General features: G+C 59.9%; 17 protein-coding genes. 6 read left to right on the top strand and 11 right to left on the bottom strand.

Going from position 1 to position 18128, the window contains the following annotated elements; genetic code table 11:
• Positions 1-16 precede the first annotated feature (16 nt).
• Positions 17-1165, bottom strand: coding sequence for a hypothetical protein (locus V6Z53_RS21165; protein WP_338581568.1), 1149 nt, complete (start codon positions 1163-1165; stop codon positions 17-19).
• A 465-nt stretch (positions 1166-1630) separates the two neighbouring features.
• On the opposite strand from V6Z53_RS21165, the gene V6Z53_RS21170 reads away from it, so the two are divergent.
• The 4 genes from V6Z53_RS21170 (at position 1631) to V6Z53_RS21185 (ending at position 6562) form a co-directional block, all read left to right on the top strand.
• Complete coding sequence (locus V6Z53_RS21170) at positions 1631-2581, top strand: hypothetical protein (protein WP_338581569.1); 951 nt, start codon at positions 1631-1633, stop codon at positions 2579-2581.
• A 371-nt stretch (positions 2582-2952) separates the two neighbouring features.
• On the top strand, positions 2953-4263 hold the full coding sequence (locus tag V6Z53_RS21175; protein ID WP_338581570.1) for an amino acid permease: 1311 nt from the start codon (positions 2953-2955) through the stop codon (positions 4261-4263).
• Entirely contained in the window at positions 4256-5536 is a 1281-nt protein-coding gene (locus V6Z53_RS21180) for an aspartate aminotransferase family protein (RefSeq protein WP_338581571.1), read from the top strand. Before V6Z53_RS21175 ends, V6Z53_RS21180 begins: the two co-directional genes overlap by 8 nt.
• Before the next feature lie 9 nt (positions 5537-5545).
• The gene (locus V6Z53_RS21185) at positions 5546-6562 is read left to right on the top strand and encodes a phosphotransferase (RefSeq protein WP_338581572.1); all 1017 of its coding nucleotides are present in this window, start codon (positions 5546-5548) and stop codon (positions 6560-6562) included.
• Between the two features lie 156 nt (positions 6563-6718).
• Here the strand turns inward: V6Z53_RS21185 and hpaC are convergent, their stop codons facing one another.
• Positions 6719-7228, bottom strand: a complete 510-nt coding sequence (gene hpaC / locus V6Z53_RS21190; RefSeq protein WP_056723075.1) for a 4-hydroxyphenylacetate 3-monooxygenase, reductase component — start codon at positions 7226-7228, stop codon at positions 6719-6721.
• A gap of 260 nt (positions 7229-7488) precedes the next feature.
• On the opposite strand from hpaC, the gene V6Z53_RS21195 reads away from it, so the two are divergent.
• Positions 7489-8118: a response regulator gene (locus tag V6Z53_RS21195; protein WP_150702412.1), complete on the top strand. Its 630-nt coding sequence runs from the start codon at positions 7489-7491 to the stop codon at positions 8116-8118.
• A 210-nt stretch (positions 8119-8328) separates the two neighbouring features.
• Here V6Z53_RS21195 and feaR read toward each other — a convergent pair whose 3' ends face one another.
• The 9 genes from feaR to V6Z53_RS21240 form a co-directional block, all read right to left on the bottom strand.
• Positions 8329-9249: a transcriptional regulator FeaR gene (gene feaR / locus V6Z53_RS21200; protein ID WP_338581573.1), complete on the bottom strand. Its 921-nt coding sequence runs from the start codon at positions 9247-9249 to the stop codon at positions 8329-8331.
• 153 nt (positions 9250-9402) lie between these two features.
• Positions 9403-10353 (bottom strand): PDR/VanB family oxidoreductase, encoded by a 951-nt coding sequence (locus V6Z53_RS21205; RefSeq protein ID WP_338581574.1) that lies wholly within the window; start codon positions 10351-10353, stop codon positions 9403-9405.
• Between the two features lie 146 nt (positions 10354-10499).
• On the bottom strand, positions 10500-11240 hold the full coding sequence (locus V6Z53_RS21210) for an SDR family oxidoreductase (protein ID WP_338581575.1): 741 nt from the start codon (positions 11238-11240) through the stop codon (positions 10500-10502).
• A 10-nt stretch (positions 11241-11250) separates the two neighbouring features.
• Positions 11251-11751, bottom strand: a complete 501-nt coding sequence (locus tag V6Z53_RS21215; RefSeq protein WP_150702408.1) for an aromatic-ring-hydroxylating dioxygenase subunit beta — start codon at positions 11749-11751, stop codon at positions 11251-11253.
• Complete coding sequence (locus tag V6Z53_RS21220; protein WP_338581577.1) at positions 11748-13031, bottom strand: aromatic ring-hydroxylating dioxygenase subunit alpha; 1284 nt, start codon at positions 13029-13031, stop codon at positions 11748-11750. Before V6Z53_RS21220 ends, V6Z53_RS21215 begins: the two co-directional genes overlap by 4 nt.
• A gap of 23 nt (positions 13032-13054) precedes the next feature.
• Positions 13055-14179, bottom strand: coding sequence for an amidase (locus tag V6Z53_RS21225; protein WP_338581578.1), 1125 nt, complete (start codon positions 14177-14179; stop codon positions 13055-13057).
• Positions 14176-14646 carry a nuclear transport factor 2 family protein gene (locus V6Z53_RS21230; protein ID WP_338581579.1) on the bottom strand — a complete coding sequence of 157 codons (471 nt, stop codon included), beginning with the start codon at positions 14644-14646 and terminating at the stop codon, positions 14176-14178. Before V6Z53_RS21230 ends, V6Z53_RS21225 begins: the two co-directional genes overlap by 4 nt.
• Positions 14647-14649: 3 nt before the next feature.
• A complete protein-coding gene (locus tag V6Z53_RS21235) occupies positions 14650-15021 on the bottom strand; it encodes a hypothetical protein (protein ID WP_046040355.1) in 372 nt (123 codons plus the stop codon).
• Positions 15022-15052: 31 nt separating this feature from the next.
• Positions 15053-16216: an acyl-CoA dehydrogenase family protein gene (locus tag V6Z53_RS21240; RefSeq protein WP_338581581.1), complete on the bottom strand. Its 1164-nt coding sequence runs from the start codon at positions 16214-16216 to the stop codon at positions 15053-15055.
• Between the two features lie 252 nt (positions 16217-16468).
• Between V6Z53_RS21240 and V6Z53_RS21245 the strand changes: the two genes are divergently transcribed.
• Positions 16469-17950 carry an ATP-binding protein gene (locus V6Z53_RS21245; RefSeq protein ID WP_338581582.1) on the top strand — a complete coding sequence of 494 codons (1482 nt, stop codon included), beginning with the start codon at positions 16469-16471 and terminating at the stop codon, positions 17948-17950.
• The last annotated feature ends 178 nt before the right edge of the window (positions 17951-18128 follow it).

Raw genomic sequence — 18128 nt, forward strand, 5'->3', positions numbered from 1 at the left:
GCAACACCAATGCCCGTTAAACAGCGGGAAGATCCATTTTGTAACCCGCTCCCGGCGTGCCCTCATGCAGCGCCGCCTGGATTTTTGAGTACAAGGTATTTGCCTCGGCTGTGGTGATTGACCGCGAACAATCACGCAGTACAACGCGCAGCAGCACATTCTCCTGCCCCGGTAACATCCCCAGTCGATCAATGGCCTGCGATGGCAGATCAGAGATTTTCCACCGTCCCTTTACCTGCATCTCTTCGATCCAGTCAGAACAATCGCCAGCAGCCTGCAGCATTTTTTCGGTCAACACTTCTTCGCTTTGTCCCGGCGTTACAGCTAACGAAATGTCACGGGCAATCGAAGGCAAACGTGAGACGGTGTTCCAAGGATTCAAATCATGCATTTGCGCCCTCACTCGCTCGTTCTGGTCACGCAACAAACGAATATCCGGGATGCCTTTGCGCAGCATGGTCAGGCGATCCAGGCCCATTCCCAAGGCCAGTCCTCCATGAAGCGAAGGATCAATCTCCAACCGCTCCAACAAGGTTTTGGCAATTCGACCGCATTCCAGGACCTCCACCGGGACACCATCATTCAGCACATTCACTTCGATCCCGCCCTCGGTGTAGTGGTGCGGGCTGTCGCTGTAGATCCAGGCTTTGTCAGGCACGGCAGAGTTGAGAACATCGCTTACCAGACGCAACAAGTGTTCATGAGTCGCCAATTCGGGATCACCCAGAACCCAAATGTCCATTTGATGCGGCTCCGCACAATGCCAACGGTCCCGGCTATCGCGACGGAAAGTGATGCCGGGCGCGGCTAGCAATATTGTCTGACCTGGCTGTCGTATTTTGGCCGCTCGCTGAAGCGCTGCCGGAATTTGGCTAGTGGTTTGCGTGCGCAGCAGAGAGCACGCGTCAACCCACCGGGTATGCGCACTTCCAAGGGTGATTTCAGATGGGTCATAACCAAGCAAACCGTAGTTTTCTTCCGCCGAGACAATTCTCGCTCCTGTCTGCACGTGCGCTTTTGGCCAACCCTGATTAGCCAATCCTTGAAGGATTTCATTCAGCATTAACCGGACGGCGTGATCGGGTGTGGCAGGTTCTGTTAAGTCAGCCAGCAACAAGGCTTTTTGTACGGACATTTCCGTCAGATATTTCTTTGATTCCTGCATTGAAAAGCTCCTTATTAACCGTTGGAGTTTGAGATCCCCTAAAACCGACCCCATCAATCAAACTAACGATTTCGGCTCTACAGCTACAACCAAAATGCGGCGAAACACCCAGTTTTCAGAAGAGGACTACAGCTGCGAACTACACAAATAACTCACAACGCCGTATACGAGCTCTCCAAGCACTATTAAGTTTAAAAGTTCAAAATTAATCATTTAATACATCAAGAAAATCTGTATTAATTATTCCGCCCCTGCAAATCAACGGGGCAGCACCAAACCAACAAAATGAAAAAGGATGATCAAATGACTAACAAAATCACGTCTAAAGAAAAACTCAACCGTATCGCTTCTGGCCCGGAGAACTTTGGTTGGGCTCCGTTAGCCTGGGCTCACGTTGAAGGATAAATGATGCAAATGGGCGCCAAGAGAAATCTTGCCGCCCATCGATTAAACAAGGAGGTATTCATGTCAACATCAACAATGATAAAAACGCTCTTCGGCACAGAGGAACCTTCGATAATCGCTGACTCTGAAGTATTCCTACAGGAATGCTCAAAGCTTGGATTCAAGACAGCCAACATTTCCGATATTGCTGCTCTTCCAAAAAACAGCATCGTTTTTTCTTTCACCAATGACGCAGCAAAACGGGTATTTGAGATAGCGAAAAACACTGAAAACAAGAAAAGCGTTTTTTGTGCCGTGCAAGTGTTCGACCCCACTCTGGATACCGCACTTTATAGCCTGGACCTCCTATTGAGGAGTGACTTTGAGCGGGCTTTAATTGCACAGAGACGGGTGCTGAACATGCTGAACTCACACGACTCTTTTGCGTTGACGGGAAATGACGCCGACGCACAGATAACGATTTTTTCTCACGCACAGCCCTACGCGTTGATTGCAGAAGATATTGAAATCGATTTTATTCAGTCTGTAGCAGAATTTTTCGAAGTTCATTACGCCCACATGAACCCACAAAATCCAAGTCCATTCTGCTTTCATGGAACCTTGAAGATAGCCGGCATACTTACAGTTCTCAGAAAACCAAATTCAAAATTACCTGACGGGCTAAAAAACTCTTTAAAGTGGTTGAGCGATCTGATATCCGAGAAAGGAGCCGTGCTATCCGTTAAAAACAACACCGTTACCTCACTAAAAATAAACGATGACGAGCATGTGAAATTGCTTGATCTAGCCGCGGGCCGTCGAGGACTCAAAATGACTGAATTTGCCATTGGAGTAAACGACAGCATCGCCACGAGCATCAACTACAAAACCAACTCTCAATTAAACGAGGGCATCAGTGGAGTTCACTTGGCTATTGGGGATGGCTCTTCCGGCTATCACATAGACTTCCTCAGCCCATCGGTAAACGTTGCTCCCACGTATCAATTGCCAAAACCAACAAGTCTCCCGTGAAAGATCCGGATTAGCCGCAAAGACGCCAGCATATCCAGCATTAATGGTGACTGAGACTACGTTATCGCGAGCAGGCTCACTCCTACATTGGATTTTCGTCGTACACAAATCTTGTGTTCAGCGAAGACCCGTGTGGGAGCGGCCTTGCCCGCGATGGGGCCGGCACATTCAACATCTCCGGCGCCTGATACAACAGGGTTCGTGTCGAATCTGGCACCCACAACCAACCACATGGCATGCACGCAAACATGTCGCGCCGCATCCCCGGCGTAGTATCGAAACAGCCCCCTCCAGTGGGCGCGAAGCAACGCTGAACATCCTCCATTTCTCACTAAAACAACAAATCGGCCTTCGGGTCGCGGGAGACTTTTGTGCTCAAGAAAAGTGCGCTGGGCTGGCCAAAGATTGCCGGCCTCGGAATTGCGTTGGTGGTGGCCGGGCAGTTTTCCGGCTGGAACTTCGGGTTGGCGGCCGGTGGCTGGTTGAACATGTTGATCGCCACGTTGTTGATGGCGCTGCTTTGTGGCGGGCTGGCGTTGTGTGTGGCGGAACTGTCCACGGCGTTGCCGAGCGCTGGCGGTGTGTTCGTCTATGCGCAAAGTGCCTTCGGGCCGTTCGTGGGTTATCTGGTCGGCGTGGCTTGCGCGTTGGCCCTGACCATCGGCACCGGCGCGGCGGCGACGTTCATTTGTGCCTACACCGAATCGATTTTCGGCATCGGTGGCTGGCCGGTGAAGATCGCCCTGTTCGTGGTGATCATCGGCATTCACCTGCGCGGTGTCGGTGAGGCCATGGGCCTGACGTTCATTGCCGGGGTGATCGCTGTCGTCGCCCTGCTGACCTTCGGCGTGGCCATGGCGCCGCATGTCGAACTGGCCAACCTGCTGACGTTGCCAGCCAATGTCACAACTTCGGTCAGTCTCGGCGGCATCTTCGCCTGCGTGCCGTTCGCCATCTGGCTGTTCATCACGGTCGAGCAAACCGGCTCGGCGGCCGAAGAAGCCGAAAACCCCGGTCGCACCATGCCGCGCGGCATTCTCGCGGCCATCGGCACTTTGCTGGTGACTGCTTTGGTGGTGCTGGTGTGCGCACCGGGCGCTGGTGGTGTCGAACTCGTGGGCTCGGCAGGCGATCCGTTGTACGCGGCGATGTCCAGCAACAGCGCGTTCGGTGAAGGCTCGTGGCTGGCCAAGGTGATTGGCTGCGGTGGCGTGTTCGGTCTGATCGCGACCTTCTTCTCGCTGGTCTACGCGGCATCGCGGCAACTGTTCGCCATGGCCCGCGACGGCTTGTTTCCGCAATGGCTGGGCAAGACCGGCAAGCGCGGCACGCCGTACCCTGCGCTCCTGCTGATCGGCGCCATCGGCCTGCCGCTGTCCGAAGTCGACCCGGCCACGGTGATGCTCGCGGTCGTGCTGCTGCTCAACGTTTGCTACCTGTTCATTTTCGGCGCCTACCTGCGCATCAAAAACAGCCAGCCTGACCTGCCACGCCCGTTCACCCTGATCGGCGGAAAACTGGTGGCCTGGCTCGGCTTGGCCCTGACCCTGGTGGTGATCGCCGCCTGCTTCCAGCTCGACATGCTGATGCTGATCGCCCTGGCCGTGACCTTCACCCTGTGCATTTTCAATTACCTGCTGCGCACTCGCCGCAGCGTTATCGAGGTTCCAGACCATGCCTGAAGACACTCTCCTGCAACGCCGTCATCGCGTACTCGGCAGCGCCTCGCCGCTGTTCTACGACAAACCTCTGCACCTGGTACGCGGCGAAGGCGTCTGGCTGTTCGATGTCGACGGTCGCCGCTACCTCGACGTCTACAACAACGTGCCCTGCGTCGGTCACTGCAATCCGCACGTGACCGACGCCATGCACCGCCAGGCCACCACGCTGAACATTCACACCCGCTACCTCGATGAGCAAGTGGTGCGTTACGCCGAACGCCTGACGGCCACCTTCGCAGAGCCGCTGGACACCGCGATGTTCACCTGCACCGGCAGCGAGGCCAATGAACTGGCGCTGCGTCTGGCGCGTTTCGCCAGCGGCGGCACCGGCATCATCGTCAGCGACTACAACTACCACGGCAACTCGGCGTCGCTCGCCGAAGTCACCACCGCCCTGCCCTCGCCGGAACCCTTCGCGGCCCATGCGCGGGCGGTGCCGATTCCGTGTCTGTACCACGCACCCGAAGGCACCACTGAAGCGCAACTGGCCGATGAATATGCGGCCAATATCGCGGCGGCGATTGCCTCAATGCAGGCCCAAGGGATTCGCCCGGCAGCGTTGCTGATCGACACCCTGTTCGCCAACGAAGGCCTGCCACGGGTGCCGGCCAGTTTCGTCAACAAGGCCGCTGCGCTGATCCGTGCGGCGGGCGGTTTGTTCATCGCTGACGAAGTACAGTCCGGTTTCGGTCGCACCGGCGATCACCTGTGGGGCCATCAGGCCCACGGCGTGGTGCCGGACATCGTCACCCTCGGCAAACCGATGGGTAACGGCTATCCCCTCGCCGGGCTGATCACCCACAAGGCCTTGGTCGAATCGTTTGGGCGCCACGCGATGTACTTCAACACTTTCGGTGGCTCACCGGTGGCGGCGGCGGTCGGCATGGCGGTACTGGATGTGATTGAAGATCAGCAACTACTGCGCAACGCGCAAAGCGTCGGCGCCTATGTACAGCAACGCCTGCAAGTGCTGGCCGGCAAGCATTCGATCATCGGCGACGTGCGTGGCAAAGGCCTGTTCTTCGCCATGGAACTGGTGCGCGACCACGCCAGCAAGGAGCCGGCCGGACTTGAGGCGCGCAAGGTGGTCAACGACATGCGCGAGAACGGTGTGCTGATCAGCAAGATCGGCGCCGGCGACAACATTCTCAAGTTGCGCCCGCCACTGGTGTTCAGCCGCGAAAACGCCGACCTGTTTGTTGACACGCTGGATAACGCGCTCAGCGCGATTTGAGGCCTTGCCATGACTGATTTCCATGCTCTGAACCACGAACAACAAGTCGCCCGGCTGCACGATCTGGCGCGGCATGCCCTGCAACATTGGGACGGCGAGTTCGCCGACATTCAACTGGTGAAATTCCGCGAGAACGCGGTGTTCTCCGCCCGTCGTCACGACGGTCAGCGGGTCGCCCTGCGTATCCATCGCAACGGCTATCATTGCGAGGCCGCGCTACGCTCCGAGCTGCAATGGATGGAAGCGCTGGCGAGTGCCGGTATCACCGTGCCGCAGATCATCCGTGCGCAGAATCAAAGCCATTTGATCGAAGTCACCCACCAGGACATCGGCGAGCCGCGCCACATCGACATGCTCGCCTGGCTACCCGGCGCCACCGCCGGCACCTCCGAGGCTGGCGTGCAGGCCGATACCGAAATCGATTTCCTGTTCAACGAAGCCGGTGCAATTGCTGCGCGCATTCACCTGCATTCGGCGGATTGGCAGCAGCCGGACGAGTTTGTCCGGCATGCCTGGGATGAGGAAGGTCTGATTGGCGCCAATCCGTTCTGGGGGCGGTTCTGGGAGCTTGCGCAGCTCAGCGATGAGCAGCGGGATTTGTTGCAACAGGCCCGGCGCACGGCGCGCACGGACCTGCGCCAGTACGGTCGGCACCTGGGCAACTTCGGCATGATTCACGCTGACCTTGTGCCGGAGAACCTGCTGGTCGAAGGGCCGCAACTGCGATTGATCGACTTCGACGATGCCGGGTTTGGCTGGCATATGTTCGAACTGGCGACGGCGCTGTATTTCTGTCTGGATGATCCGCGTTATGAGCAGATCAAGGCTGCACTGCTCGACGGTTACAACGCGGTCAAGCCGCTGACCGAGGTGGATCGCAAGACCCTGGCGCTGTTCCTGATGCTGCGCGGCACCACGTACCTGGGCTGGATTCACACCCGCCAGGGCACGCCGACGGCGATTGAGATGGCGCCGATGTTGATTGAGCGCGCTTGCTTGTTGGCTCGGGAATATTTGCAGCAGTAACTGCATATACAGAAACACGTGTGGCGAGGGACCTTGCTCCCGTTGGGCTGCGAAGCGGCCCAAAAACCAGCAAACGCGGTTATCCAGATGAACCGCATTGCCAGGAATTACGACTGCTGCGCAGCCGAGCGGGAGCAAGCTCCCTCGCCACAACCATCAAGCCGCGCTGGCATGCTCAACGCGATGAAACAACCGGTTGAAATACACCAGGCTGTCTCGTGGTTCCCGCACGCCCACCTTCGTCAGTTCCACGAACATCACCGAATGCGACCCCACTTCCTTGCACTCGCTGATCCGTCCTTCCAGCTGCACCAGCGCATCGCGCAGCACCGGCACATCGGCCGCGCCGTCGTCCCACAAGTCCCAGGCGAAACGCTCATCCATCGGCACCTTGGTCATGCCGGCGAAGTGTCGGGCCAGTTCTTCCTGCTCGCCACACAGCACGTTGACGCACAAGTGGCCGTTGGTGCGGAACACGTCGTGGGTGGCGCTGTTGCGATTGACGCAGACCAGCACGGTGGGCGGCGAATCGGTCACCGAGCACACAGCGCTGGCGGTGATGCCGCAGCGACCGCCGGGGCCGTTGGTGGTGATGATGTTCACCGCAGCAGGCAGCTGCGCCATGGCGTTGCGAAAGTCGATTTGCTGCTGGCTCAGGTCGGCCATGTCGATGCCCCTTCCTTCAGGAGGACCGCGTCGTAAAGCGGCCCGTAGGTGATGGAACAAGACTAAGGCGGCAGGCGCAGCGCAACCATTCTGACGATCCCCATGGTGAGGTTGGGTTTCCGCTAGTCGACTAGGTGGTTTCTTTATCGCAAGGGCCGGCGACAGTGGGTATTCTGCACACTGGCTTCACAAAGATGAGCCGATGCGTGCCGCGCGTTCGCGTGCGAAAACAATAATTAGAAATTTTCGTGGCAGCCCCGATGGAAACCCGCAAACCGATTGTTTACATCGTTGACGACGACAAGGACCTGCGCACTTCGCTGGCGTGGTTGCTGGAGTCCGTCAGCGTGCAGGCGCAGTGCTTTGCCGGCGCCGAAGAGTTCCTCAGCCAGTACGACCCCAAGCAGCCCGCCTGCCTGGTGCTGGACGTGCGCATGCCGGAGACCAGCGGTTTCCAGTTGCAGGAGATCCTCAACCAGCGCGGCAGCACCTTGCCGACCATCTTTGTCTCGGCCCATGGCGACATCCCGATGTCGGTCACGGCGATGAAGAACGGTGCGCTGGACTTCGTCGAGAAGCCCTACAACCCGCAGCAGATGATCGACCGCATCCAGGCCGCGCTGAAGACCGCCGTGCACGCCCAGGCCGATCAGCAACAGCGTCAGAACCTGCAAGGCAAACTGGCGCTGCTGACCACCCGCGAGCGCGAAGTGTTGATGCTGGTGATCGATGGCAAGGCCAGCAAGGTGATCGCGCGGGAGCTGAACATCAGCGTGAAGACCGTTGACGTGCATCGCACCAAGATCAAGGAAAAGATGGGCGTGAGCAGCATTGCCATGCTGGTGCGCGAGGTGCTGCATTTGCCGGTGGAAGAGCCGGTGCGGCATTGAGGGATGTGTGGCGGCCATGAGGCCGCCATCGCTAGCAGGCTAGCTCCCACAGTGGATCTCCAGTGAACACAAAATCTTTGTACCACCAAAATCCCTGCTAGCTCCCACAGTGGATCTTTAGCGAACACAAAATCTGTGTACGGCGAAAATTCCTGTGGGAGCTAGCCTGCTAGCGATGAGGCCAGCACATTCAACATCAATGCCGGCTTGTCAGATCTGGCTGTACCGCTTGCGATAAGCCCCCGGCGACACACCGAAGCGTGATTTGAACGCTGACGAGAAGTAGCTGGAATCCGAAAACCCCCACGCATAACACAACGCCGAGAGCTTCTGCTCGACATCGGCACGGCGCAGGTTTTCCGCGCAGAAGTCCAGGCGTCGGTGCTTGATGTATTGCGCCACCACCAGACCGCGCTTGGAGAACATCCGGTACAGCCCTCGCACCGAAACACCGACCTCACGGGCAATCATCTCGGGGCACAGGGCTTCGTCGCTGATGTGCTGGTCGATGAAGGCGATGATCTTGCGGAACTGCCGCTCGTGAGCGTCACCGCCGTTGTCTTGCGCACTAATGCCCGGCAGCAGCAAGCTCGCGAGGGCGTCGAGTACGGCTTCGCTTTCCTGCATGTCCAGGCCTTCTTGCTGACGAGTCTCCAGCACCAGCCTGTTGGCCATCGAAGCCAAGGGGCTACTGGCGGCAATGCGTGTGGCGCAGTTGACCGCGTTGAAGTGCGAGCCACGCTCGACCACCTGACGCGGCAAAATCAACGACAACTGACGGGAATCGTCGTTGTAGGTCATGTCACTCGGACGGCTGGCGTCGATCAGGGCGATGTCGCCACAGCCCAGTTGCGCACGGTTGTCGCCCTGCTCCAGCTGTGAGCTGCCACGCATCTGGAACACCGCGTAGTAGTGGCCATCGCTGCTGGTGCTGACGTCCTTACTGGTGCGATACAAATGCACGTGCGCCATGTCGACCACGCTCAGGTTGATCGCACCGCTGCGAAATTCCGCCAGTTCGCCGTAGAAGTCGGTGTCCAGCGCGCGGGCATCGAAACGCCCACAGGCCTGGTTCACCTGGCTCAACCAACTTTCGAACGCCTCATTGCGCACCGCCGATGCTGTAATCATGTCCGCAAAGCCTCACGTTTTTTTGTTTTTATTTCCGACCGCTTCGTCGAGCGGTTCGGTAAAAAAGTTTCGTCTTCCAGCCATCGCCTCCCTCGATGGTCGCCGGGCGCCATTCAACAGGCTCCGGCGTCAGCTTTCCAGTGAAGAAAGCGCTTAGATGTCCAATACCAGACGAGCGGAAAGCGCCCGGGAAACACAGGCGCAAATCTGCTTGTTGGAGGCCTTTTCCTTGTTGGAAAGGCAGTTGTCGCGGTGCTCCGGCACGCCGTCCAGCACCTCGACGATGCAGGTGCCGCAGATGCCTTCGCGGCACTCGGTGTCGATGTCGCAACCATGGGCTTGCAACACGTCGACCAGGCTGGTGTTGGCCGGTACTTGCAGCACCACGCCGGAACTGGCCAGTTCCACTTCGAACGTGCCGGCCGGGGCGCTGTTGGCGGCCGGGTCTGCGGCGAAGTGTTCCAGGTGAATGGCCTCATCAGCGCGACTGCGCGACGCGACTTCGACCACTTTGTTCATGAACGGTGCCGGGCCGCAGGTGTAGACGTGGGCCGTCGGACTTGCGCGATCCAGGCAGGCACTCAATGCGCCGTCGAGATCCGCAGGTTCGATGCCGTAGTGAAACTCCACATGATCGGCAAAATTGGTCGCCAACAGTTCGGTAAACGCGGCGTACTGCGCCGAGCGCGCGAAGTAGTGCAGACGGTACGGCTGGCCGCTTTCCGCCAGCTTGTAGGCCATGCTCAGCAGCGGCGTGACGCCGATACCGGCGGCAAACAGCACGTGTTCGCTGGCGCTTTCATCGAGACGGAACAGGTTGCGCGGCGCGCCCATTTCCAGCTCCATGCCCTCTTCCACTTGCTCGTGCAGCGCCAGCGAACCACCGCGCGACTGCGCTTCTTTCTTCACCGCCACCAGATAGGCACGACGATCCTGTGGCGGGCTGCACAGCGAATACTGGCGGGTTACGCCGGTCGGCCCGGTCAGGTCGACGTGGGCACCCGGTTCATAGGTGTCGAGCGGCTGGCCGTCACTGCGCACGAGGCGAAAGGAACGGATATCCAGCGCTTCGTCGACGATCCTTTCGATCTTCACCTTCATCATTGCATCACCTGAATACTTATTTTTCGTTTAACACATCACTTGTAGGAGCTGTCGCAGGCTGCGATCTTTTGATCTTGACCTTAAAAACAAGATCAAAAGATCGCAGCCTGCGGCAGCTCCTACAGGGTCATTTTCCGGCCTTTGAATCAGCGCATGAACAAGCCGCCGTTGACGTCCAGGCACGCGCCCGTCACGGACGTCGCGTTATCGGCGATCAGCAGCAACACGCTGTCGGCGATGAACGCTGGGTCTCCGAGGGTGCCGGCCGGGATCATCTTGAGGATCTGTTCCAGACGCTCCGGGGCCACGGTCTCGCGTACCACCGGCAAGTCCAGCGGGCCCGGCGAAATGCTGTTGACCGTCACGCCCTGAGGCGCCAGTTCACGGGCGAAAACCTTGGTCAGTGTCGCCACGCCACCCTTGGCCGCCGCGTAATGCGCGCCTGTCGCGGTGCCGCCGTTCTGCCCGGCCAGCGACGCGATGTTGACGATGCGCCCGAAGCCGCGCTCGGCGAAGTGCGCGCCGAATACCTGACAGGCGACAAACGTGCCGCGCAGGTTGATCGCCATCGACTCGTCGAACTCTTCAGGCGTGATGTCCATCAGTGCCGCGACTTTCGACACGCCGGCGTTATTCACCAGGATGTCGGTGCCGCCCCAGCGCTCGGCGAGCAGATCACGGGCACGCTGGAAGTCGGCTTTGTTGCGCACATCCAGTTCAAGCGCGACTGCCGTGGCGCCGCTGCCATCCAGTTCCGCTGCCAGTTGCTGCACGCCATCAAGACGCACATCGGCCAGAGCGACGCGATAACCCGCCGCATGCAGACGGCGGGCGATGCACTCGCCCAGTCCGCGCGAGGCACCCGTTACGAGGGCTACTCGACTCATGATATTGCCCTCACAGAAGGAAGCCGAGCGCGCTCAGGCTGTCGGTGGAGTTGATCAGTCGCACCACTTTGCGCTCCAGGCTCGGCACGCCGTCGGTGAAGCGAATGCGGTGATTGAGGTCGGCCACGAATGGCGTGTGCACGCCGCGCTTGTAGGCGTACAGCAACTGCGCGGAATTCACTTCGACGATGTCGCCCGCCGCTTCCACCAGACGGAAACGCGATACGGTACGAATGGTTTTCGCCGCATCCACTGCCGATGGCGAGTAACCGGCGGTCAGACGTTCGATGCGCAAATCACGCATGCGCGCATCGTCGTAGGCGTAGTTGAGCGTCGCTTCGAAATCTTCGGTATCCGGATCGATCGGCACGATGTACTTGCCGCTTTCGCTCCACAAGGTCGCCCACTCGGCGTAGTTCTTGTGATCAAGCAGTTCGGCTTCGCGCCAGATGAATTCAATGGCCTGGGCCAACGGGCCGGAAAAACCGTTCAGGGTGTCTTGATTGCTCATTGGCTCATCATCCTTTTCCACATGTCGTAGGCACCGCGCATGCCGCCTTCGTCGGTGGCGTGGCTGACCTTGTCGCCGTTTTCAGCGGTGATTTCGCGGTTCAGGCCGCGGTTGACCAGGATTGGCGCGTCGACGCCGGCGTACGAGCCGCGCTGCACACGGTCCCAGGCTTCGGCATCGTCGGGGCTGCCGAAACCGAACGGGCCCTGAAAGTGTTCGTGGATGCGCATGCGTTCGCGGTTGGCGATTTCCGGGCCGCCGTCCATGCCGAGGGCGACGTGGCGGATCTCGGTTTCAGTGACTGACACCGGGCGCAGCACGCGGAAGAACGACATCGACATCGCCACGTTCGGGAACAGGTTCAGGTTGAAACCGGCGCCGTGCAGCGAACGCACGATGCGACGGACCTGATCGGCCGGCATGGTTTTCGACAGCTCCTCAGTCACATGGGCAAAGCGCTCCTGCAACTGCTCGGTGCCGTCATCGTGATCGAGGTCGACGTGCTCCGGCACCATCACCATCACGCTGTGGCCGTTGCCCAGCGAATGGGTCACGGCTTGTTCGTCGGTCATGAACGAAAGCATTTCCGAGGTTTCTTCATCCACCGACGACATGAACGACTTGTGCACGATCGGGAAGTGATAACCGTCCGTGGTGTTCTCCAACTGGATCTTCCAGTTGCCCTTGAAGCTGAACTTGTGTTCACCCTGGGTCTTGATCGGGTACCCGGCGCCCTGCTTCATGAACAGGTCCATCCAGTGTTTCGCGCCGCCGAGGAAGTCTTCCAGCGGTTCGATCTCGTCGTTGTAGCTGGCGAAGACCATGCCGGCGTAGCTTTCGACGCGCAGGCTGGTCAGCGGCAGTTCGGATTTTTCCAGGATGCCTTCGTAGCCATCCGGATACGGCAGCGCACGCAGCTTGCCGTCCAGGCCATAGGACCAGCTGTGGTACGGGCAAGTGAAACCGGTGGCGTTACCCTTGTGCTTCTCGCACACAGTTGCACCACGATGCCGGCAACGGTTTTCCAGGACGTTGATGTTGTTCTTCTTGTCGCGCACGACAATCACCGGGCGACGGCCGATGGTGGCGGTCTTGAAGTCACCCGAGTTGCGCACTTCGCTTTCGTGGGCAACCCACACCCAGGTGCGGTAGAAAATCTTGTCCAGCTCGGCTTCGAACAGCGCCGGGTCGTTGTACAGCGAGACGTCGACGCGGTCGTGCTGGACCAGGTCTTCGGGGCTTTTCGACGTCGCGATCAGCCGATATTCATGAGTGCTCATGCGGTTCTCCTCATGGCTTCTTTTTATGATTGAGTGGTAGAGGCTTGCAGCTGCGCACCAAAGGCGCAGACCAGTTCGTCCTGACCTTTGCGACCGACGATTTGCAGGCCGACTTTCAGCCCGCCGCAATCGAGTTCCACCGGCACCGTCAGCGCCGGATGGCCGCTGAGGTTGAAGGGCCTTACCAGCGGGGTCATGCCGGCCACGGCTTTGCTGCCGGCGCGGGCTTCGCTGAGAGTCGGCGGCAAGGTCGGCAGTGTCGGCAGCAACAACACGGCGAAGTCTTCCAGCGCGGCGTCCACTTGTTGCGTGAAACGTGTGCGCACGGCTTCGGCCTGGGCCAGTTCTTCACGGGTGGTACGGCTCGCCGCCAGCAAACGTGTCTCGACATCGGCGCCGATCAGGCCTTTGCCGGTCAGGTGACCGAAGGCCGCCCAGTTTTCGAAATTGATCACGGTCAGGCCGGCCGCGAACGCCGCTTCGAACTCGCTCAGGTGCAAATTGCCGCGGCGCCATCCGGCACGGTCGGCGGCGGCACCCAGGCAGGCTTGCAGGTGCGGGTCGCAGTTCACGTCAAGGAAGGCGACTTTTGCACCGGCGCCCGGCAAGCCCTGAACTGCAAAGCCCGGACAGATCACCTGCATCGCGGCGATCAGGTCGTCCATGGATTTGGCGAACGGCCCGACGCAATCGAGGCTGGATTCCAGCGGATGCGCACCGACGCGGCTGACGCGACCATAAGTCGGCTTGAGTCCGGCAACGCCGCAGCACGCCGCCGGCACCCGCACCGAACCACCGGTGTCGGTACCGATGGCGATGTCGGCCAGACCGGCCGCGACTGCCGAAGCCGAACCGCTGGACGAGCCGCCCGGCACGCGATCCGGTGCTTGCGGGTTGATCGGTGTGCCGGTCCAGTCGTTGATGCCGGTAACGCCAAACGCCAGTTCATGCAGGTTGGTCTTGCCGACGATCTGCCAGCCAGCGTCGAGGATCGCGTCGACCACTTCGGCGTTCTTTGTCGCAGCCGGGGCGTCGGCGAAGGCGCGGCTGCCCGAACGGGTCGGATGGCCGGCGATGTCGATGGAGTCCTTGATGGCGACGCGCTTGCCGTTGCCGCCGAGGAGAAATTCGCTGATGAAAGTACTCATGCATTCAACTCCGTATTGAATAGGCGCTGCGTACGGAAATGCGCGATCAGCCAGGTGCTGTCGACACAACGAAAATCGATGTTCAGCCGCGTACCGAACAACTCGTTGCGGCCATCGGCATAGATGGAAATCTGCTGCATGATCCACTGCCCTTGCGCCCCGCTGCCGTCGACCACGATCGACTCGCTGGTGAGGTAATGCAGGTTCAGCTTGAAGTGGTCAGACGGTGGCAAGTAACCACCGACAAACGCCGCCACAGCCTCACGCCCCTGGTGCTGGCCGAAGGTTTGCGCGGTCTGGGTGCCAAGGCCTTCCCAGATCGCATCTTCGGTAAACAACTGCGCCAACTGGCTGAGTTGAACCGCCGCTCGCGGCACATCGCACAGGTCCATGTAGCGCGCCATCAGGCGACGCACTGCGCTTTCCCCTTCGAGCGTCGCCAGACGCTGCAGCAAGGCCTCGTTCATGGCTTACACCTTGGCCGCATCAGGGATGGTCAGCGGACGACCGATGCGCGCTTCGATCTTGGCGTAGCGCCACAGGCTGTACTGGCCGACTGGTGTGGTGCGGAACAGGTTGCAGGCATCGATCACCGACTGGTGGCAGTCGACGTCGGCCATGATGTACACGGTCCACGGCGAGGTAGTAGACGGCCCGACCATCAAGCGGTCGTCATCCATCGCACCGAGCACGGTGATGCCGGGCATGGCGCCGAGGTCGCCCATCATCTGGCTGAAGCCCTTCCAGACGCTCAGGCCTTCGCCGGTCGGCAGGTCGAAAAAGTTCTGGGTGATGCCGATGCAGAAGACGACGCGCAACGGTTCCTGGGTAGCTTGGGACATGCTGTTGATCCTTTGAAAAAGTGATGAGAATTCAGATGTAGCCAGGGAACGGCGGCACGCCGAGGAACACCGAGCCGGCGCCGTCGTACAGGCCTTCGCTGAGGAAGGCGTGCTGGGTCACCACCATCGAGTCGCGCAAGTAACGTTGCAGCGGATGGCGCAGGTAAATGGCGGTGGTGCCGGCGAGGCTGTAGGCGCTTTGCACCACCTCCGCACCGGCCTGGGAAACATGGATCGCCGACAGACGCAGCAGGCTGGTCTGCTCAGGCGTCACCGGGTTGCCCGCGAGGATCGAGTTCCATACCTGTTCGGTGGCGTTGTAGAAAAATCCGCGTGCGGCGGCGAGCTTGGCTTCAGCCTTGGCGATCTCGATGCGCACGTAAGCGCGGTCGGACAGTTTCGGCGCGCCGGTGATGCCGCTGCCGCCCGCCATGCGGCTGATTTCGTCCAGTGCAGCACGGGCCAGGCCGAGGTTGACCACCGCCAGCACTTGCGCGGCGTAGGCAATCGACGGGTAGCGGAACAGCGGTTCGTCGATGGTCGCGGCACCGCCACGGATGAAGGTCCAGCGCTCGTCGACGCGCTTATCGGTCACACGCAGGTCATGGCTGCCGGTGCCTTTGAGGCCGACTACGTCCCAGTTCTCGATGATGTCGACCTGCTCCGGGCGGAATACCGCGGTGCGCGGCTTGCCGCCCGCAGCGCCGATGCCGACACCGAGCAGGTCTGCGCCTTTGCAGCCGCTGGCGAATTTCCAGGTGCCGTTGACCTGATAGCCACCTTCCACGGCTTCGGCCGGTTGCAACGGGAACAAGCCGCCAGCGAACACCAGATCAGGGCTGTCGGCGTAGAGTTCAGCCAGGGTTTCCTTCGGCAAAGCGGCCAGATAAACGCCGGCGCTGCCGAAACTGGCCACCCAACCGGCAGAGCCGTCGGCTTCGGAGATGCGTTCGATCATTTGCAGGAACAGCGCCGGCGCCAAGGCGTCGCCGCCGAAGCATTTCGGCGTGGCGGCACGGTAGATGCCCACTTGTTTGAAACGCTCGATCATGTCCCGTGGCACATGAGAGACCGCGTCGAATTCCTCACGACGCTGGCGCACTTCATCCAGTACCTGCGCAAAGGCCTGGCTGTCGACGACGTTCTCGTCAACGCCGATCAGAGCGTCTTGTTGCGCAACCGCTGAACGCAGCATGGGCATTCTCCGTTTTGATTATTGTTAGTGGGCTACACCGTGTCCTGCTGGATCGGCGTGACTGCCCTTACATTGCGGTCCAGTGTAAAAACCGCACCCCGGCGCAACTATTGGTGCGTGCAGCCCCCCGACTAAAGAAAACCCCTAGGCCGACACCCCATACCTCTGAGCGCATCCCCATGCGCGAGCGGGTATAAAACGCCATACTTCCGGCTCCACCGGTCGGAACCCACTGCCACCAAGGGCTGCGCGATGTACTTGCCGAAACCGAACGACTTTTATGCGCTGATCGAAGCCATGCCGCTGTGCATCATTCTTCACGATGCGCACACCAAGGAGATTCTCTGGGCCAACGCCGCAGCCTTGGCGGCGCTGGGCTTTACCCTGGAAGAACTGACGCCACTGAAAGCCCCGGACATGACCCGCGACGCGCCGAAGTACCGGCGCTCGGTGGGTTTGCGCTGGCTGGAAGGCGCCGCGCGCACGGGCCAACGCGCCATCGAGTGGTGCTATCGCTCAAAGCAAGGGGTGGAGATTCTTTCCGAGGCGGTAGCGACGCTGGTGCACCTGGACGGTCGCGATGTGCTGATGGTGCAGTTCCGCGACATCTCTAAAGAAGACAAGGTCAAGCGCGACCTCAAGCGCTTCGAAAGTCGGCTCAAGGCTTTCATGCAGGACCTGGCCGAAGGCGTGGCGGTGCTTGGGCCGGAGGGCGATATTCGTTTTATCAGCGACTCTGGTGCGCACTTGCTCAACAGCGAGGGCCACAAGCTGATCGGCAAGAATTTTCTCGCCTGGTGCGACAACGTTTCACGCCAGCGCCTGTTGCAACAGCTCGCCAACGAAACACCGGAACATGCGCCGTTCAGCGTGCACTACAAAGTGCAGCGACTGGACGGCGAATGGCGCTGGCATGACGCAACCTGCCGCTACATCGAGATTGAAGACGATCTGGTCGGCCACCTGCTGTTGTTCCGCGACGTGACCGAACAGGTGCTGGCCGAAGAGGCGCGGAGGGTCAGCGAGCAGAAACTCGAATACCTGGCGCGCTACAACGCCATGGGTGAGATGGCCGTGGCCATCGCCCACGAATTGAGCCAACCCTTGGCCGCCACGCGTAATTTCATTGAAGGCACGGTGATTCGCCTGAACAACGCGGGCGACACCGATGAAGGCGTCGCCTGGGGCTTGCAGAACGCCGTGCGGCAAATCGAGCATGCCTCGGTGATCATCAAGAGCGTGCGCGATTACGTGGTCAAGCTTGAGCAGTCCGAAGAGCTGGTCGACCTTAACGAGCTGCTGCGCGAAACCCGCTATTTCATCAGTTTGCGCGCCGATCCGAGTCTGGTGCGAGTGGAAATCGTCACCGCGCCCGAGCCGCTGCGGGTGAGCTGCGAGAAGGTGCTGATCGGCCAGGTGATCCTCAATCTGGCTTTCAATGCAATTGAAGAAATGGCCGACCTGCCCATTGAACGGCGCTTGCTGCGCATTCATGCCAGCGCTGGCGACGGCGTGGCGTTGGTGCGCATCGAAGACCGTGGCCGCGGGATTCAGGCCCAGGCGCAGGAAAAGCTGTTCGACGGGTTCTTCTCGTCCAAGGTCAGCGGCAACGGCATCGGCCTGGCGCTGTGCAAGAACATCATTGGTCGTCACCGTGGGGACATCTGGGCGCAAAACCTGGAGCCCTGTGGCGCTGTTTTCAGCTTCTCCCTCCCCCTCGCTTCCCCCGCCTGACATACACAACTCCTGTGGCGAGGGAGCTTGCTCCCGTTCGATTGCGCAGCAATCGTAAAACCTTCCATCGCCCGCACCATTTCGGGGGCTGCTTCGCACCCCAACGGGAGCAAGCTCCCTCGCCACAGGGGATCGCATACCCCCGTTCTGTGGCATGTCAGTGACACTGGCACAGATA

The organism is Pseudomonas sp. MAG733B (assembly GCF_036884845.1).
Classification (GTDB): Bacteria; Pseudomonadota; Gammaproteobacteria; order Pseudomonadales; family Pseudomonadaceae; genus Aquipseudomonas.